17 protein-coding genes are annotated in these 18,514 nt (G+C 52.4%); 8 read left to right on the plus strand and 9 right to left on the minus strand.

The window, feature by feature from the left end; translation table 11 throughout:
* Positions 1-15 precede the first annotated feature (15 nt).
* Positions 16-990, plus strand: coding sequence for a glyoxylate/hydroxypyruvate reductase GhrB (ghrB, locus tag BZK40_RS06055; RefSeq protein ID WP_003827388.1), 975 nt, complete (start codon positions 16-18; stop codon positions 988-990).
* Between the two features lie 58 nt (positions 991-1,048).
* On the opposite strand, the gene BZK40_RS06060 is transcribed toward ghrB, so the two are convergent.
* Positions 1,049-1,759 (minus strand): DUF3053 domain-containing protein, encoded by a 711-nt coding sequence (locus tag BZK40_RS06060; RefSeq protein WP_003827386.1) that lies wholly within the window; start codon positions 1,757-1,759, stop codon positions 1,049-1,051.
* Positions 1,760-2,139: 380 nt separating this feature from the next.
* On the opposite strand from BZK40_RS06060, the gene BZK40_RS06065 reads away from it, so the two are divergent.
* The 3 genes from BZK40_RS06065 to cueP all read left to right on the plus strand — a co-directional run bounded on the left by BZK40_RS06065 (position 2,140) and on the right by cueP (position 3,649).
* Positions 2,140-2,430, plus strand: a complete 291-nt coding sequence (locus BZK40_RS06065) for an HTH-type transcriptional regulator (RefSeq protein ID WP_003827383.1) — start codon at positions 2,140-2,142, stop codon at positions 2,428-2,430.
* A 279-nt stretch (positions 2,431-2,709) separates the two neighbouring features.
* The gene (gene cspE, locus BZK40_RS06070) at positions 2,710-2,922 is read left to right on the plus strand and encodes a transcription antiterminator/RNA stability regulator CspE (protein ID WP_000014594.1); all 213 of its coding nucleotides are present in this window, start codon (positions 2,710-2,712) and stop codon (positions 2,920-2,922) included.
* Between the two features lie 187 nt (positions 2,923-3,109).
* A complete protein-coding gene (gene cueP, locus BZK40_RS06075) occupies positions 3,110-3,649 on the plus strand; it encodes a copper-binding periplasmic metallochaperone CueP (RefSeq protein WP_048236988.1) in 540 nt (179 codons plus the stop codon).
* A 113-nt stretch (positions 3,650-3,762) separates the two neighbouring features.
* Here cueP and glyS read toward each other — a convergent pair whose 3' ends face one another.
* The 3 genes from glyS to BZK40_RS06090 all read right to left on the minus strand — a co-directional run bounded on the left by glyS (position 3,763) and on the right by BZK40_RS06090 (position 7,157).
* The gene (gene glyS / locus BZK40_RS06080; RefSeq protein ID WP_008786433.1) at positions 3,763-5,832 is read right to left on the minus strand and encodes a glycine--tRNA ligase subunit beta; all 2,070 of its coding nucleotides are present in this window, start codon (positions 5,830-5,832) and stop codon (positions 3,763-3,765) included.
* A gap of 9 nt (positions 5,833-5,841) precedes the next feature.
* Positions 5,842-6,753 (minus strand): glycine--tRNA ligase subunit alpha, encoded by a 912-nt coding sequence (glyQ, locus tag BZK40_RS06085; protein WP_001168551.1) that lies wholly within the window; start codon positions 6,751-6,753, stop codon positions 5,842-5,844.
* A gap of 95 nt (positions 6,754-6,848) precedes the next feature.
* A complete protein-coding gene (locus BZK40_RS06090; protein WP_020996059.1) occupies positions 6,849-7,157 on the minus strand; it encodes a YsaB family lipoprotein in 309 nt (102 codons plus the stop codon).
* A gap of 172 nt (positions 7,158-7,329) precedes the next feature.
* Between BZK40_RS06090 and BZK40_RS06095 the strand changes: the two genes are divergently transcribed.
* Positions 7,330-8,325 (plus strand): acyltransferase, encoded by a 996-nt coding sequence (locus BZK40_RS06095; protein ID WP_079934386.1) that lies wholly within the window; start codon positions 7,330-7,332, stop codon positions 8,323-8,325.
* On the opposite strand, the gene yiaB is transcribed toward BZK40_RS06095, so the two are convergent.
* From yiaB to xylA, 3 genes are all read right to left on the minus strand, one after another.
* Positions 8,322-8,687 (minus strand): inner membrane protein YiaB, encoded by a 366-nt coding sequence (gene yiaB / locus BZK40_RS06100; protein WP_079934333.1) that lies wholly within the window; start codon positions 8,685-8,687, stop codon positions 8,322-8,324. The two genes, BZK40_RS06095 and yiaB, sit on opposite strands and share 4 nt — an antisense overlap.
* Before the next feature lie 167 nt (positions 8,688-8,854).
* The gene (gene xylB, locus BZK40_RS06105) at positions 8,855-10,309 is read right to left on the minus strand and encodes a xylulokinase (protein WP_079934334.1); all 1,455 of its coding nucleotides are present in this window, start codon (positions 10,307-10,309) and stop codon (positions 8,855-8,857) included.
* 71 nt (positions 10,310-10,380) lie between these two features.
* Positions 10,381-11,703, minus strand: a complete 1,323-nt coding sequence (xylA, locus tag BZK40_RS06110; RefSeq protein WP_048236992.1) for a xylose isomerase — start codon at positions 11,701-11,703, stop codon at positions 10,381-10,383.
* Positions 11,704-12,064: 361 nt separating this feature from the next.
* Here xylA and xylR point away from each other — a divergent pair, with 361 nt between their 5' ends.
* A complete protein-coding gene (gene xylR, locus BZK40_RS06115; RefSeq protein WP_003827365.1) occupies positions 12,065-13,243 on the plus strand; it encodes a D-xylose utilization transcriptional activator XylR in 1,179 nt (392 codons plus the stop codon).
* 44 nt (positions 13,244-13,287) lie between these two features.
* On the opposite strand, the gene BZK40_RS06120 is transcribed toward xylR, so the two are convergent.
* Complete coding sequence (locus BZK40_RS06120; RefSeq protein WP_008786441.1) at positions 13,288-14,112, minus strand: protein bax; 825 nt, start codon at positions 14,110-14,112, stop codon at positions 13,288-13,290.
* A gap of 316 nt (positions 14,113-14,428) precedes the next feature.
* On the opposite strand from BZK40_RS06120, the gene malS reads away from it, so the two are divergent.
* Together malS and avtA are read left to right on the plus strand one after the other, a co-directional pair.
* Positions 14,429-16,459 (plus strand): alpha-amylase, encoded by a 2,031-nt coding sequence (malS, locus tag BZK40_RS06130; RefSeq protein WP_079934335.1) that lies wholly within the window; start codon positions 14,429-14,431, stop codon positions 16,457-16,459.
* A 176-nt stretch (positions 16,460-16,635) separates the two neighbouring features.
* Entirely contained in the window at positions 16,636-17,886 is a 1,251-nt protein-coding gene (gene avtA / locus BZK40_RS06140; RefSeq protein ID WP_003837697.1) for a valine--pyruvate transaminase, read from the plus strand.
* A gap of 34 nt (positions 17,887-17,920) precedes the next feature.
* On the opposite strand, the gene BZK40_RS06145 is transcribed toward avtA, so the two are convergent.
* On the minus strand, positions 17,921-18,394 hold the full coding sequence (locus BZK40_RS06145) for a 4Fe-4S dicluster domain-containing protein (protein WP_048227301.1): 474 nt from the start codon (positions 18,392-18,394) through the stop codon (positions 17,921-17,923).
* Positions 18,395-18,514: the final 120 nt, after the last annotated feature.

Below are 18,514 nucleotides of genomic sequence, written 5' to 3' on the forward strand. Positions count from 1 at the left end.
CTTACGGAGATTCGCATGAAGCCGTCCATTATTCTCTATAAAGCGTTACCTGACGATTTACTGCATCGCCTGGAAGAACATTTTACTGTGACTCAGGTGCCTAACCTGCGCCCGGAAACGGTCGCACAGCACGCCGACGCTTTTGCCAATGCAGAAGGTCTGCTGGGCTCCAGTGAAGCCGTCAATACCGCTCTGCTGGAGAAAATGCCCAGGCTGCGTGCGACATCTACGATTTCCGTAGGCTATGACAACTTCGACGTCGATGCCCTCAACGCGCGTAAGGTGCTGTTGATGCACACGCCAACCGTGCTGACGGAAACCGTCGCCGATACGGTAATGGCGCTGGTGTTAAGCACCGCTCGCCGCGTAGTGGAAGTTGCCGAACGGGTAAAGGTCGGCGAATGGACCAAAAGTATCGGACCGGACTGGTTTGGTACCGATGTACACCACAAAACGCTGGGGATTGTCGGTATGGGCCGCATTGGGCTGGCGCTGGCACAACGTGCGCATTTCGGCTTTAGCATGCCGATTCTCTATAATGCGCGCCGTCATCATCAGGAAGCAGAAGAGCGCTTCAATGCACGTTACTGCGACCTCGATACGCTGTTGCAGGAGTCTGATTTTGTCTGCCTGATCCTGCCGTTAACCGACGAAACGCATCATCTGTTCAGCACCGAGCAGTTTGCCAAAATGAAGTCTTCCGCCATTTTCATTAACGCCGGACGTGGCCCGGTGGTCGATGAAAAAGCGTTGATTGCTGCCCTGCAAAAAGGCGAAATTCATGCCGCTGGCCTGGATGTATTTGAGCAAGAGCCATTATCGGTAGACTCACCGCTGCTGTCACTGCCCAACGTGGTGGCCGTACCGCACATTGGTTCAGCCACGCACGAAACGCGCTACAACATGGCGGCCTGTGCGGTGGATAACTTAATCGATGCGCTGCAAGGACACGTTGAGAAGAACTGCGTAAACCCGCAAGTCGCATCATAAACAAAAGGCCGGGTAGCGCTTACGCTCACCCGGCCTTTCATGTATTACCGTATCTTAATTACTGAGCGGCATTCACCGCAGCAGTCCAGGCCTGATTAAATGCCTGATGCTGAGCAGCCAACGGGCCAATCAGCGTATTGTACTGACTTGCCTGCTGTGACGTTGGGAACTGGATACCGTTGGCGACAAAGCTCACCTGCGTATCCTGCTGCGCCACAAAATCACCAACCTGCACCAGCTGCTGCGTGAAAATTTGCGCGGCAGGGATCAGCGGCTGTAAGGCCTCTGCTGGTGCAGTAACAACTTTGTTGTAGACCTGATCAAAGACCGGCTTCAGATCTTCGCCCTGCTTCAGCGCGCCATGCGCAGCATCTGCCTGTAGTTTCGCATTCTGCAACTGTTGCCCTAATACACCTAGCGCACCATTTGCCTGACGCAGCGGTTCACGCTGAGTCACATAATCCTGAGGAACACGAATCGCATTTACGCTATCAACCACCGGACGCAGACCGGAGTCCATCGCCTGATTAACCTGCTGCGAATAGCCATACAGAATCGCGTAATCAGACACAAACGGGCCAAACTGTTTTTTCTGATCGGCGGTCAGCGTTGGTAAACGCTCTCCGCTACGCATTGCAGTATTCTGCAGAAAATCGATAAACGCTTTGCGTTGATCGCCTTCTTTATCAAAACACCCACTCAGGCCAACTACCATTAAGAGCGCCAAAACAGGCGCAAACCAGCGAGAGCAGGACTTACCTGTCGCCATTTTAATACTCCTTTCACCCAAAAATGCGCACAACGACACCCGCGTGCCTGACGTTGACAAGGATAGTCCAGGTCAGCCCCGCAAGATACCCTTTCCGCGTAATCTTGTGGGGGAAAATAACCGTTCCCGCCACCGTTCGTTTTGCTAAACAATGCTGCATTCACCACTCGGCGTCATATTTTAGTCATCTTTACAATCGGAATCGATCGTTCGGAGATTCCGACCTTTATCAGTTCGTTAGCCAGCAAAAGATTGTCACCTGCGATCCGCTGAAACGAATCCATCACACAACCCTTAAATCCGGCTTCATTTTTTCCGACTACTCTTAATGAGCTTCGAAGAAATTCACGATCCCGCTGTGTGATTTGTAGGAGTTCTCAATGGAATACAAAGATCCTATGTTTGAACTGCTAAGCAGTCTGGAGCAGATTGTTTTTAAAGATGTATCGCAGACGGTCACTCTGCCGCAAAAAACCAACCCTTTCACCGAATTTGAACAGCTACGACGAGGGACAGGTTTAAAAACAGATGATTTTGCCCGAGTGATGGGCGTGACGGTCGCGATGGTTCATGAATGGGAGTCTAAACGCGTAAAGCCTTCCACTACCGAATTGAAGTTAATGCGCCTGATTCAGGCAGACCCTAGGTTAAGTAAGCAACTGATGGATTGAACTATTTTTCAATTTTGCTTAAGAACGGTCCTGTTTCAGGGCCGTTCTCTTACGAAGGTTATCCACAAAAAAGAAAATAGTAGTTGCATCCACATGCGTAAAATGAGTTAATGCCCTCAACGGTTTGACGTACAGACCATTACAGCAGTTAGTAAGGCAAGTCCCTTCAAGAGTTATCGTTGATACCCTTCGTAGTGAGCATTTCCTTTACTGTTAAAAAATCTGTAAAGCACGCCATATCGCCGAAAGGCACACTTATTTTTTAAAAGGTAATACACTATGTCCGGTAAAATGACTGGTATCGTAAAATGGTTCAACGCTGACAAAGGTTTCGGCTTCATCACTCCTGACGATGGCTCTAAAGACGTGTTCGTACACTTCTCTGCTATCCAGAACGATGGCTACAAATCTCTGGACGAAGGTCAGAAAGTTTCCTTCACCATCGAAAGCGGCGCTAAAGGCCCGGCAGCTGGCAACGTAACCAGCCTGTAAGCTTAAAAAGCTCAAAATTCTGAATCCCTGCCAAACGGCGGGGATTTTTTTTATCTGTACTTCGCAGCACATCCCACCTAAACGCTTCTTTGCATTACTTTACCCGTCGCCCCTTTGACCTTTCCCTAAGGGCAAGCTTTATAGTGAGCCAGTCTATATTCCACAATTTTCACAAGGAATTGAAGCTATGTCGAAATCCTCACTGCTGCTGATTTTAGGTTTGCTCACTACAGGTACTGCGTTCGCGGCAACGCCGGAAGCTACTTTTCTGGCCGAACACGGGCTTAGCGGGAAATCCGTCGAACAAATCGTAGAGACGATTGATCAGTCACCGCAGAGTCGCCCGCTGCCGTACTCAGCGTCCATCACCAGCACCGCGTTGAAGCTCTCTTCGGGCGATCAGGTTTATACCCTGCCGCTCGGTGAAAAATTCTATCTGTCATTTGCCCCGTATGAATGGCAAACACATCCTTGCTTCAACCACAGTCTTTCTGGCTGCCAGGGCGAAATGCCGGAGAAGACATTCAATGTCAAAGTGACGGATAACAAGGGTGATGTGGTGGTACAAAAAGCGATGAAGAGCGGCCGTAATGGCTTTGTCGGGGTATGGCTACCGCGCAATATGGAAGGCACCATTGCAGTGAGCTACAACGGTAAAACGGCGGAGTATCCTATTAAGACGATGGAAGACAGCCAGACATGTCTGACAAAATTGCAGTTGCGCTAACAACATAAAAAAATGCCGGATGGCGCAATGCTTATCCGGCCTACTGGTGTTTCTCTCGTAGGCCGGATAAGGCGAAGCCGCCATCCGGCATTTTCTAAGTCAGCGCAGGGCCGTTACTGCAGCAGAGAAATATCTGCCACGCGCAGGAACAGCTCGCGCAGTTTTTCGAGCATAGACAGACGGTTAATACGCAGATCTTTATCTTCTACGTTGACCATCACTTTCTCGAAGAACGCATCAACCGGTTCACGCAGTTCCGCCAACTCAACCAGCGCTTCCTGGTAACGACCGGCAGCGAAGACAGGCTCCAGCTTATCGCGCAGCACAACCACCTGCATCGCCAGCGCAATTTCTTCCGGCTCTTTCAGCGTTGCCGCATTCACGCGGTCATTCAGCGTCTCTTCAGACTTCGCCAGGATGTTCGATACACGCTTGTTCGCGGCAGCCAGCGCGGACGCGGCTTCCAGCGTACGGAAGTGCGAAACCGCCTTCATACGTGCGTCAAAATCAGCCGGACGAGTCGGACGACGTGCCAGTACGGCCTGAATGGTGTCGACGGTGTAACCTTCGTCCTGATACCAGGCGCGGAAGCGACCGAGCATAAAGTCGATAACGTCATCCACCACGTTGGCGTTGGTCAGCTTGTCACCATACAGACGAACCGCTTCTTCGGTCAGCGTTTGCAGATCCAGATTCAGGTTCTTCTCAACGATAATACGCAGCACACCCAGCGCAGCACGACGCAGCGCAAACGGGTCTTTGTCGCCTTTCGGATGCTGACCGATACCGAAGATACCCGCCAGGGTGTCCATCTTGTCAGCAATCGCCACGGCACAAGCTACCGGGTTCGACGGCAGGTCATCACCGGCAAAACGCGGCTGATACTGCTCGTTCAGCGCCACAGCTACATCTTCTGCTTCGCCATCGTGACGCGCGTAGTGCATGCCCATCACACCCTGGGTGTCGGTGAACTCGAAGACCATGTTGGTCATCAGGTCACACTTGGACAGCAGGCCAGCACGCGTTGCGTGGTTAACATCAGCGCCAATCTGACCAGCAATCCAGCCCGCCAGCGCCTGGATACGGTCAGTCTTGTCGCGCAGCGTACCCAGTTGCTGTTGGAACAGCACGGTTTGCAGACGCGGCAGATGGTCTTCCAGACGTTTTTTACGGTCGGTATTGAAGAAGAACTCGGCATCCGCCAGGCGCGGACGAACGACTTTCTCGTTACCGGAGATAATCTGGATCGGATCTTTCGATTCGATGTTGGCAACGAAGATAAAGTTCGGCAGCAGTTTGCCGTCGTTCGCGTAAACCGGGAAGTACTTCTGGTCACCTTTCATGGTGTGTACCAGCGCTTCAGACGGAACAGCGAGGAATTTCTCTTCGAATTTCGCGGTCAGCACTACCGGCCATTCCACCAGCGAGGTGACTTCTTCCAGCAGGCTTTCGCTCAGGTCAGCGTTACCGCCAATCTTACGCGCCGCTTCTTCAGCATCGGCTTTGATTTTCGCTTTACGCTCAGCGTAATCCGCAATTACTTTGCCGCGCTCACGCAGGATTTCCGGGTACTGATCGGCAGAATCGATAGTGAATTCCGGCTCGCCCATAAAGCGGTGTCCACGGATCACGCGATCGGACTGAATGCCCAGAATCGTTGCCGGAATCACTTTGTCGCCCAACAGCAGGGTCACGGTGTGAACCGGACGCACGAAGTGGACATCAGACGCGCCCCAGCGCATCAGTTTCGGGATAGGCAGCTTCGCCAGTGACGTGGCGATCATGTTTGGCAGTAGCGTTTCTGCGCTTTCGCCTTTTACATGCGCACGGTACAGCAGCCATTCGCCTTTGTCGGTAGTCAGACGCTCAGCCTGATCAACCGTGATACCGCAGCCACGTGCCCAACCTTCTGCCGCTTTGCTCGGTTTGCCTTCAGCGTCAAACGCCTGAGCAATGGCCGGACCGCGTTTTTCAACTTCGCGATCGGGTTGAGATTCCGCCAGATTCGCGACTTTCAGCGCCAGACGACGCGGCGCAGCGAACCACTCAACGTTGCCGTGCGCGATGCCAGCGTTATCCAGCTCCGCGGTAAAGTTTGCAGCAAAGGACTCAGCCAGGCTGCGCAGTGCTTTTGGTGGCAGCTCTTCAGTGCCGATTTCCACCAGAAAAGTTTTCTCAGACATGGCCGCCTCTTATTTGTCTTTGTTGCACATCGGGAAGCCAAGGGCTTCACGGGAAGCGTAATAAGCTTCTGCCACTGCTTTGGTCAGGGTGCGAATGCGCAGGATATAGCGCTGACGCTCGGTGACGGAGATGGCTTTACGCGCATCCAGCAGGTTGAAGCTATGGGCGGCTTTCAGAATACGTTCATACGCAGGCAGCGGCAGCGGATTTTCCAGCGCCAGCAGCTGCTGCGCTTCTTTCTCGTACTGCTCGAAGCAGGTGAACAGGAAGTCCACGTCGGCGTATTCGAAGTTGTAGGTGGATTGCTCCACTTCGTTCTGATGGAACACGTCGCCGTAAGTGGTTTTACCCAGCGGGCCGTCGCTCCAGACCAGGTCGTAAACGCTGTCTACGCCCTGAATGTACATGGCCAGACGTTCCAGACCGTAAGTAATTTCCCCGGTTACTGGTTTACATTCCAGGCCACCAACCTGCTGGAAGTAGGTGAACTGCGTCACTTCCATGCCGTTCAGCCACACTTCCCAACCCAGACCCCAGGCACCCAGCGTTGGGTTTTCCCAGTTATCTTCCACGAAACGGATATCGTGAATGGTCGGGTCCATACCCAGTTCTTTCAGAGAACCCAGGTACAGCTCCTGAATGTTGTCCGGAGACGGCTTAATCACTACCTGGAACTGATAGTAGTGCTGTAAGCGGTTCGGGTTTTCGCCATAGCGGCCATCGGTCGGACGACGAGAAGGCTGCACATAAGCAGTCGCCATCGGCTCCGGCCCCAGCGCACGCAGGCAGGTCATTGGGTGAGATGTTCCCGCGCCGACTTCCATGTCCAATGGTTGAACGATGGTGCAGCCCTGGCGAGCCCAGTAATCCTGTAAGGTCAGGATCAAGCCCTGGAAGGTCCTGGTATCAAACTTTTGCATATTATTTCGTGCTGGATACGTGTGGATTTAAAGGAAGCGATCAGTATACCCGCTGGCTGCAAGATATACAGTACGAAACGGGAAAAAGGGGGAACTTAGCGCATGGAAAGGTGCAAAAACTGCCCGTCTGCATCAAAAGAACAGACAAAACTCTCTTTACGGAAGGTAGAACCACGCATCTCATAGCTACCCTGGAATTGTTCCAGTCCAGAGATATCAATTTTCTGCGCGCCAGTGTTGTAGCGTTGCGCCGCCTCATTTTTGCACAATGACTCCATATCCAGCGAACGTGTGGCACTGACCTTAACCTTTTGCGCTTTCTGCGCAGGTGCAGACGATTGTGTGTCAGCGCACGCTACCAGCAAAAGGGCAGCGATCGCGGGAAAGAAATACTTCATCATCATTTTATTACCGCCTGGTTTGCTGGTCAGTCTTATTATTAGTGTCTGGAAACAGATCCTATTTTGAGAATCTCATCAGACCATCTCAAGCTTTAGCGTAAGAACTCGGATTATTCCAGTGATCTACGTTCGCAAAATATCGGTCAGACTTTTTTTAATGGACACAGAGGAACTGATGCAGCCCAAAATTTTCTGGATTGATAACCTGCGCGGGATAGCCTGTTTAATGGTCGTGATGATCCACACCACAACCTGGTACATCACCAATGCGCAAAGCGTCAGCCCGTTGAATTGGGATCTGGCTAACGTGCTCAATTCAGCCTCTCGCGTCAGCGTTCCGCTGTTCTTTATGATTTCGGGCTATCTGTTCTTTGGTGAGCGTAGCGCCAAACCGCGCCATTTCCTGCGCATCGCGCTCTGCATCCTGTTTTACAGCAGCGTGGCGCTGGCCTATATTCTGCTGTTTACCTCGATCAACGCTGAGCTGTCGCTGAAGAACCTACTGCAAAAGCCGGTGTTCTATCACCTGTGGTTTTTCTTCGCGATCGCCGTCATCTACCTGGTTTCTCCGCTGATACAGGTGAAAAATATCAGCGGCAAGATGCTACTGGCGCTCATGGTTGTGATTGGGGTGATTGCCAATCCCAACACCGTCTCGCAAAAAATCGGCGGCTTTGAGTGGCTCCCAGTCAACCTGTACATCAGTGGCGATACTTTCTATTACATCCTGTACGGCATGCTGGGCCGGGCGATTGGCATGATGGATACGCAAAAGCGTGCGCTCAGCTGGCTCTGTGCGGAGGTATTTATTACCGCAGTATTTATTATTTCTCGTGGCACATTGCATGAACTGCGCTGGCGAGGCAATTTTGCCGACACCTGGTACCTCTACTGCGGCCCAGCGGTATTTATTTGCGCCGCCTCGCTCCTGACGCTGGTCAAAAATACGCTCAGCACACGTACCCTGCCGCTACTGGGCCTTATTTCTCGCCATTCATTGGGCATTTATGGTTTTCATGCGCTGATCATTCACGCACTACGTACCAACGGAATTGAACTCAAAAACTGGCCACCGCTGGATATGCTGTGGATTTTCAGCGCCACGCTGGCAGGAAGTTTACTGTTGTCTATTCTGTTGCAGCGTATTGATACACGTAGGCTGGTGAGTTAGGTGTCTCCAGGCAGCGCCCGATTACACGAACGCTGCAGTAAAAATTGCCCCATTAAACAGACGAAGAATGCTGCCGGGTATAACCCTATTTCGAAGGGCGCCAACGGGGCATTCCACACCCCCACCAGCAACAACCCTGCCGTGATGAGCGCCACCATCTGACATACGGAAGCGAAGCGTTCATCGTTTTGATTGAGATTTACTGCGCGCTGATAGGCATACGTTACGAACATCCCCGTCATCAGCGCCCCCAAAAAATACCCCTTGCCGCTCAATAACGGGCATGCACGCCATAAACCGATACTGTAAGTCAGTATGCCTGAGAGGAATAATATCCATGGCAACAGCCTGGTTGTCTTCATTGGGATCTCCTTATCCATCATGGATACAATATGAATAACCCGCTAAAGACAACACAGAAAAAAGCGACTACGCTGGACTTTCAGAATACATCCATACGTGTAACTTATTATTTTTGTGGATATATGTATGCGGCAAATTCCCCTCTGCTAGCCAGAGGGGAAAGTGGTCAGGACATCAGCGGTTGTAATTGCTGATAGATACGACGGAAGGTTTCTCGACGCTGTTGATAACGAGCATGACGCTCCGCGTCAGGATAATGCGCCTGCTCCAGCGTAAGCTGAGGCAGTAACTCTGATAACGACGTTTGCGGATTCATGGCAACTTGCGCCAGGCGCGCCGCGCCGAGTGCAGGGCCAACGTCACCGCCGGTACGGTAATCCAACTGCAATCCGCTGATGTCAGATAGCATCTGACGCCAGTATTCACTGCGTGCCCCACCGCCGATCAGCGTAATGCTGGCGGGCTGAACGCCACATGCATGTACCACGTCCATACCGTCAGCCAGCGCGAAACCCACACCTTCCAGCACCGCCTGTGCCAGTTCTGCCGGACCATGCTGATGCGTCAGACCGAAAAATACGCCCTTAGCCTGCGGATTGTTATGCGGCGTACGCTCGCCGGACAAATAAGGTAAAAACCAGACCGGCTCCGCGTGTTCATCCGCCTGTTGCGCAGCGTCAATCAACGCAGGAACGCTCGCCAGTCCAGTTAATTTTGCCGCCCAGTCCAGACACGATGCTGCACTTAACATTACAGACATCAGATGCCATCGCTCAGGCAAAGCATGGCAAAAACTGTGAACCGCACTTTCCGGTTTGCTAAGGAAACCATCACTCACCGCAAAATAGACGCCGGATGTCCCCAGCGAAAGCATCGCCTGACCGGCATTCATCATGCCTACGCCAACCGCGCCCGCCGCGTTATCACCGCCTCCGGCAACAACCGCAACCTCCTGCATTCCCCAGGCTTTGGCGACGTCTGGCAATAAGGTTCCGGTAATCTCGCTGCCTTCATAGAGCGCAGGCATATGTGCGCGAGTCAGTTTACAGGCAGCCAGCATGACATCGCTCCAGTCACGCTTCGCGACATCCAGCCACATTGTCCCTGCAGCATCAGACATATCGCTGGCAAAATCACCGGTCATGCGCAAACGCAGGTAATCTTTCGGCAGCAGGACTTTATCAATCTGGTTGAAAATCTCCGGCTCGTGGCGTTGCACCCACAGCAGTTTTGGCGCGGTAAAGCCAGGCATCATCAGGTTGCCGGTGATGGCACGAGACTGCGGAACCTGACTCTCCAGCATCTCGCACTCTTCAGCACAGCGACCGTCGTTCCATAAGATAGCCGGACGCAATACCTTCTGTTGTTCATCCAGTAGCGTCGCGCCGTGCATCTGCCCGGCAATCCCCAACGCTTTCACCTCGCGGAGTGAATGCTGCTGACCCAGTGCTTTTACCGCGCGATCCGTTGCCAGCCACCACTGCTCAGGGTCTTGTTCTGACCATAACGGGTGCGGGCGCGAGACGGTGAGTTTCTCCGTTTTTGAAGCCACCACATCGCCCTGCTCATTGAGCAGAATGGCCTTTACGCCTGATGTGCCAAGATCTATCCCGATATACATAAGGCATCGTTCCTTAAAGAAAGGCCCGGTAGCGCTAGCTGACCGGGCTTACGGACGTTCTCAGAGACCCGTTATTTGTCGAACAAATAATGGTTTACCAGATTTTCCAGCAATTCCTGATGACCGCTCTGGTGCACTGGCGCCAGGTTGTGTTGTTCAGCGTACTGCGCAATTTCTGTCAGCGTCATCTGGCCTTTCAGAATTTGCTGGCCCAGCTCACCATTCCAACCGGCATAACGTTTAGCCACACGCTGATCCAGGCCACCGTCTTCAATCATACGGGCCGCAATTTTCAGCGACAGCGCCATGGTATCCATCGCGCCAATATGACCATAGAACAGATCGTATTTATCGGTGCTCTGACGACGTACTTTGGCATCAAAGTTCAGGCCGCCGGTAGTGAAGCCGCCCGCTTTCAGGATTTCGTACATCACCAGCGCATTCTCTTCTACGCTGTTCGGGAACTGGTCGGTGTCCCAGCCCAACTGTGCGTCGCCGCGGTTGGCATCGACAGAGCCAAACAGACCCAACGCGATAGCAGTGGCGATTTCGTGATGGAACGAATGGCCTGCAAGCGTAGCGTGGTTGGCTTCGATATTCAGTTTGATCTCTTTTTCCAGACCGAACTGCTTGAGGAATCCGTACACGGTCGCCGCATCGTAGTCGTACTGGTGCTTGGTCGGTTCCTGCGGTTTCGGCTCGATAAGCAAAGTGCCCTGGAAACCGATTTTGTGTTTGTGTTCCACGACTAATTGCATGAAACGACCAATCTGCTCACGTTCCTGACGCAGATCGGTATTCAGCAGTGTTTCATAACCTTCACGGCCGCCCCACAGAACGTAGTTTTCACCACCTAACTTGTGCGTGGCATCCATGGCCGTAACCACCTGCGTGGCGGCCCAGCTGAACACTTCTGGATCTGGGTTTGTGGCCGCACCCGCACCGTAGCGTGGGTTAGTGAAGCAGTTTGCTGTACCCCACAGCAGCTTCACGCCGCTCTGTTCCTGTTTTGCCGCCAGCACATCAACCATCTGCGCAAAGTTGTTTTTGTACTCTTTCAAAGACGCGCCTTCCGGCGAAACATCCACGTCATGGAAGCAGTAGTAAGGCACGTTCAGCTTGTGGAAAAACTCAAATGCCACATCCGCTTTGCGTTTCGCCAGCGCCAGAGCTTCACCAGGCTGCTGCCATGGACGATCGAAAGCGCCCATACCGAACATATCCGCCCCGTTCCAGCAGAAGGTATGCCAGTAGCAGGCCGCAAAACGCAGATGATCTTCCATGCGCTTGCCCAATACGATTTCGTCAGGGTTGTAATGGCGAAATGCGAGCGGGTTGGTGGATTGAGTGCCTTCGAAACGAACACGATCGAGTTGGTCAAAATAAGCCGGCATAATAAGCTCCATAATCAGGTAATACGGCAAGTAAACTGCGATATGGCTATACTGGAATTTCCTGATTTATTGCTCAATTACGTTATTTCACACCGCCATTAAGAGAATACCCAAACGTGCGCTGGCTCCCAAAAAAACGCGCTAAATAAAGAAATAAAAAAGCGATCGCGATCGAAGGTTAGTCATTAAACAAAAAACCGTAATGCGCAGATAAAAAATGACAATTGTCATCCCGCGACCAGTATGTAAATTTTGCGTAGCCTCAGGCAATCAGGAATTTTGTCACGCTTCATCAAGCAGTCGTACCTGCGGTTTTGCTAGTATCGACAGGCCCACGTTAACCTTTCCAGGACAGGTTCTTATGTTTGATAAACGTCACCGCATCACTCTGCTATTTAATGCCAATAAAGCCTACGACCGCCAGGTGGTAGAAGGTGTGGGTGAATATTTACAGGCATCGCAATCCGAGTGGGATATATTCATTGAGGAAGATTTCCGCGCCCGTATCGATAATATTAAAGACTGGTTAGGCGACGGCGTTATTGCTGATTATGACGATGATGATATTGCGCAATTACTTGCCGATGTTGAAGTTCCCATCATCGGCGTTGGAGGCTCCTACCATCTGGAGCAAGATTATCCACCGGTACATTACATCGCCACCGACAACCATGCGTTGGTAGAAAGCGCTTTCCTGCACCTGAAGGAAAAAGGGGTTAACCGCTTTGCATTCTATGGTCTGCCATCGTCAAGCGGCAAACGCTGGGCCGCGGAACGTGAATATGCGTTTTGCCAGTTGGTTGCCAAAGAGAAGTACCGCGGCGTTGTCTATCAGGGGCTGGAAACCGCACCGGAAAACTGGCAGCACGCGCAAAATCGTCTGGCGGACTGGCTACAAACACTACCGCCGCAAACCGGTATTATCGCCGTTACCGACGCGCGGGCACGACACGTCCTGCAAGTCTGCGAACACCTGCATATTCCGGTTCCGGAAAAGCTGTGTGTGATTGGGATCGACAACGAAGAACTGACCCGCTATCTGTCGCGGGTGGCGCTGTCATCCGTGGCCCAGGGAGCCAGGCAGATGGGGTATCAGGCCGCTAAACTCTTACATCGTTTACTAGCAAATGAAGAACTGCCGCTGCAACGTACACTGGTTCCTCCGGTGCGCGTCATTGAACGCCGCTCAACCGACTACCGTTCATTAACCGATCCGGCGGTGATTCAGGCGATGCACTTTATCCGCAACCATGCCTGTAAAGGTATTAAGGTTGAACAAGTGCTGGATTCAGTGGGGATTTCTCGTTCGAATCTGGAGAAGCGTTTTAAAGAAGAGGTCGGAGAGACTATCCACGCCGTGATTCATGCCGAAAAGCTGGAAAAAGCGCGCAGCCTGTTGATATCTACCACACTTTCAATCAACGAAATCTCACAGATGTGCGGCTATCCGTCTCTGCAATATTTTTATTCGGTCTTTAAGAAAGAGTATGACACGACGCCCAAAGAGTATCGCGATGTGAACAGCGAAGTGTTGCTGTGAGGATTATTGCCGGATGCGGCGAAGCCGCCATCCGGCACACAGAATTACATATGCGCGGCGATTAAACGCTGGTTATCCTGATACATTGCGAACAGATAGTTGTTGTAGCTCTGTCCTTTAGTGGAATAACCCTTCAGCTTATGAATCATCGCGGTAGCGGTGACTTCCTGATCGGCTTTACGCAGTTGCGCACGTGACTTACGGAATGAAGAGTAAGCCGGATGCGTGTTCAGGTTGATGACGTAAGCATTCACCGACTCTTTCACCGATTCAAACTGTGAGTAGCCTTTCACCTTACCCGGGGCATTGTTACAACGACCTTTGCCACATTTCATGCCAAACAGGTTGTTGTTGCTACGCGCCAGCTTCGACGTACCCCAGCCACTTTCAGCCGCAGCCATGGTTGCCACCATACTGGTCGGGATAATGTCTACGCGCTCAAGCAGCGTATTCCATGGGATTTTACGCGTGTTGCCAGACCAGCTCACCTTGTAGCGCTTCGCGATGTCTTTCATACGCGTACGCTCAGTCGGTGACCAGCGGTTCTGGTACTGTTTTGAAATCAGCCAGTTACGGTCCGCCGTAATGGCAGCATTTTGACTGGTAATATAAGGCATAACCGTCCGGAGAAACGCTTTTTTCCTTGGTGTTCCGGAAGGGTATTTTCGCAAATCAGGAAGTGAACTACTCTTTGCACTATTGCGAGAATACTCTTGTTTACTGCTTACCTGTGTATTACTTGTCTTGATTACCTGGGGCTTGTGACTCGTTGTCGCCGTGTGTGTCTTTGCCAGCACCTCACCCGAAAATGCAACGGTGAGTAACATAAGAATCATTGCCCCATATCGTCGAATGGGAGTCAATATCATTAGGTCTCCTGGTCGGATTTATACATTCCAACACCTTATATTTTTCACAAAAATGAGAGATGAATCTCAAATCATATCAAAAATAGCCGTCAAGAGCACCCAAAGGAATAGTCCAATTCTGAAACTATGTCACGCATTAACGGTTCAGGGTGCTATTAATTCGAAGAAAATGTGGAGGTTATCGCAAAATAAGTTCATTTTTTGCGCGCGATCGCTCACCCTCACTTCTCCTCCTGGCGGAATCGACTCAAAGGAGGAGTTTCCGGCCTGATTTCACTGGCAAACTGGCGAAAATCGCAGCACCAAGGACAGCATTATGAAACTTGCCGCCGTTGCGCTGGCGCTCATGCCCGGCATTGCCATCGCCTCATCATGGACTTCTCAGGGACTCCCCATCTTCGAAGCGGAAGGTACGGGTAAATTCGTCAGCCATGCAGCGTTGACGAAGGGTACGCGTCCTTTAATCCTAAATTTTGACCAACAGTGCTGGCAGCCTGCTGATGCGATAAAACTCAACCAGATGCTGTCGCTAAAACCGTGTGAAGGCGCCCCGCCGCAGTGGCGCTTATTCAAAGACGGCGATTACACGCTGGAAGTGGATACCCGCTCCGGAACGCCAACGTTGATGCTCTCGGTAAAAAGCGCCGCAGACCCTGTCACGACCCAGATTCGCCAGTGCCCGAAATGGGATGGTTCGCCGTTAACACTGGATGTGAGCCAGACCTTTCCGGAAGGTGCCGTGGTGCGCGATTTCTACAGCCAGAAAACGGCAACGGTAAAAAATGGGACAATTACCCTACAGCCTGCCGCAGCCAGTAACGGACTGTTGCTGCTGGAACGGGCGGAAACCGATGCCCCGGCCGCTTTCGACTGGCATAACGCTACGGTGTATTTCGTCCTGACGGATCGCTTTGTAAATGGTGACCCAAGCAACGACCACAGCTACGGGCGTCGCAACGACGGCATGCAGGAAATTGGTACTTTCCACGGGGGCGATTTACGCGGTCTTGCCAGCAAACTCGACTATCTGCAACAACTGGGCGTCAATGCGTTATGGATCAGCGCGCCGTTTGAGCAAATTCACGGCTGGGTCGGCGGTGGCACCAAAGGTGATTTCCCCCATTATGCTTACCACGGCTATTACACTCAGGACTGGACCACCCTCGACGCGAATATGGGTAATGAAGCTGACCTGCGTGCGCTGGTTGACGGCGCGCACCAGCGCGGCATTCGCATCCTGTTTGATGTCGTCATGAATCATACCGGCTACGCCACGCTGGCGGATATGCAGGAGTATCAGTTTGGGGCCCTGTACTTGTCGGGCGATGAACTGAAAAACACGCTCGGTGAACGCTGGACGGACTGGAAGCCAGCCGCCGGGCAAAGCTGGCACAGCTTTAATGATTACATCAACTTCAGCGATAAAGCAGGCTGGGAAAAATGGTGGGGGAAAAACTGGATCCGCACCGATATTGGCGATTACGACAATCCGGGTTTTGACGACCTGACCATGTCACTGGCTTTCCTGCCCGATCTGAAAACCGAATCCACCACGCCTTCCGGGCTGCCAAACTTTTATCTACACAAACCAGATACGCACGCTAAAGCTATTGCTGGTTACACGCCCCGAGATTATCTGACCCACTGGCTCAGCCAGTGGGTGCGTGATTACGGGATTGACGGGTTTCGGGTCGATACCGCCAAACACGTCGAACTTCCCGCCTGGCAGCAGTTAAAAACACAGGCCAGCGCGGCGCTGGTTGAATGGAAGAAAGCGAACCCGGATAAAGCGCTTGATGACAAACCTTTCTGGATGACCGGCGAGGCCTGGGGTCACGGCGTGATGCAAAGCGACTATTACCGTCACGGCTTTGATGCGATGATCAATTTCGACTATCAGGAGCAGGCGGCAAAGGCCGTCGATTGTCTGGCAAATATGGATGTCACCTGGCAACAGATGGCTGAGAAATTGCAGGATTTCAACGTTCTGAGCTATCTTTCCTCGCACGATACGCGTCTGTTCCGCGAAGGTGGAGACAAAGCCGCCGAGCTATTGCTGCTGGCGCCAGGCGCGGTACAACTCTTTTACGGAGACGAGTCGGCCCGGCCCTTTGGACCAACAGGTTCAGACCCATTGCAGGGTACGCGCTCAGAAATGAACTGGCAGGATGTGGCCGGAAAATCTGCCGCTATCGTCGCTCACTGGCAGCGCATCAGTCAGTTCCGGGCCAGACATCCCGCCATCGGCGCCGGTAAACAGACCACGCTGACATTGAAGCAGGGATACGGATTTATCCGCGAGCATGGCGACGATAAGGTGATGGTGGTGTGGGCCGGTCAGCCCTGATCCCAACAGGCTTCCCGCTGTGCATACAGCGGGAAGCCCAACACAAAATAAAAAACCAGCTAGGCAAACATCTGCAGCACAAAACATCAATCCAGCTCGTTCCCCCTGATTTGCACCCTGCCATAGGTAGCGCTATGGTTAGCCACTTTACTACTCAGTTCGACAGACCCCCTGCTATGACATTCTCACTTTTTGGCGACAAATTTACCCGCCATTCAGGCATCACCCGCCTGATGGAGGACCTCAACGACGGTTTACGCACCCCAGGCGCCATCATGCTCGGCGGTGGTAATCCGGCGCAAATTCCAGAGATGCAAAATTACTTCCAGTCTCTGCTGACAGATATGCTGGCAAACGGCAAAGCCACTGATGCGCTTTGCAATTATGACGGTCCGCAAGGGAAAACCGAGCTACTGTCTGAACTGGCGAAACTGCTACGTGAGAAACAGGGTTGGGATATCGAGCCACAAAATATTGCACTGACAAATGGCAGTCAGAGCGCGTTTTTCTACTTATTCAATTTGTTCGCCGGACGCCGCGCTGACGGAACAACGCAAAAAGTGTTATTCCCGTTAGCGCCGGAATACATTGGCTATGCCGATTCCGGGCTGGAAGAAGATCTCTTCGTCTCAGCACGTCCGAACATTGAGCTGCTACCGGAAGGCCAGTTTAAGTATCACGTTGATTTTGAACACCTGCACATCGGTGAAGAAACGGGCATGATCTGCGTGTCGCGCCCCACTAACCCGACAGGCAACGTGATCACCGACGACGAGCTGATGAAGCTGGACCGGCTGGCCAACCAGCATGGGATCCCACTGGTGATTGATAACGCCTATGGCGTACCATTCCCTGGCATCATCTTTAGCGAAGCACGCCCACTGTGGAACCCCAACATTGTGTTGTGCATGAGCCTTTCCAAGCTGGGTCTGCCAGGCTCCCGCTGCGGTATCATTATCGCGAATGAAAAAATCATCACTGCGATTACCAATATGAACGGCATCATCAGCCTTGCACCTGGCGGGATGGGACCGGCGATGATGTGCGAGATGATTAAACGTAACGATCTGCTGCGCCTGTCCGAAACGGTTATCAAGCCGTTTTACTATCAGCGCGTTCAGGAGACGATTGCGATTATTCGCCGCTACTTGTCGGAAGATCGCTGCCTTATCCATAAACCTGAAGGCGCGATTTTCCTGTGGCTATGGTTCAAAGATTTACCGATCACCACCGAACTGTTGTATCAGCGCCTGAAAGCGCGCGGCGTACTGATGGTTCCTGGTGACTACTTCTTCCCGGGGCTGGATAAACCCTGGCCGCATACCCATCAGTGCATGCGGATGAACTACGTGCCAGAGCCGGAGAAAATCGAAGCTGGCGTGAAGATTCTGGCGGAAGAGATCGAACGCGCCTGGCTGGAAGGCTAACGCAAACCCGACCCAGGTGCGGGTCGGGCTCACTTCACAGCGGCTGTGAACGCAGGCGCTGTCGCTGAATACTGACGGCATCAATACACTGCAACGCGCTGGTCGGGCAGGCCTCGACACACGCGGGCCCCGTCTCGCGATGCCAGCACAAATCGCATTTTATCGCCTGCGCCCGCGACGAACGGGCAACGACATTCATTGCCCCAAACGGGCAGGCCAGCATACAGCTTTTACAACCAATACAACGTGCCTGTTCAACGAAGATATGCCCATGTTCACGACGAATGGCGTGAGTTGGACAAACATTCGCACAGGGAGCGTCTTCGCATTGATGGCAGGCGACCGCCGTGGTAAAGGCGTCGTCTTTGATGACCCGAATCCGCGGTATAAACGCAGAAGAAGAGACCGAAGCACAGTCCTGATTTTGCTGATGCGCGACGACGCAGGCAACTTCGCAGGTACGACACCCAATACATTTTGCCGCATCCGCCATAATAAACGCGTTCATTGCCCCCTCCCTCTGCGTGAAAACCACAGAGTGCCAGAGAGACCGCCCCTGACGCTTTGATCGGACAGGGGAAACGGTTAAATACTGTCAGGTGCCTGAACGACTTTGGGGATTGCCTGC

Source organism: Citrobacter portucalensis, from assembly GCF_002042885.1.
Classification (GTDB): domain Bacteria; phylum Pseudomonadota; class Gammaproteobacteria; order Enterobacterales; family Enterobacteriaceae; genus Citrobacter; species Citrobacter portucalensis.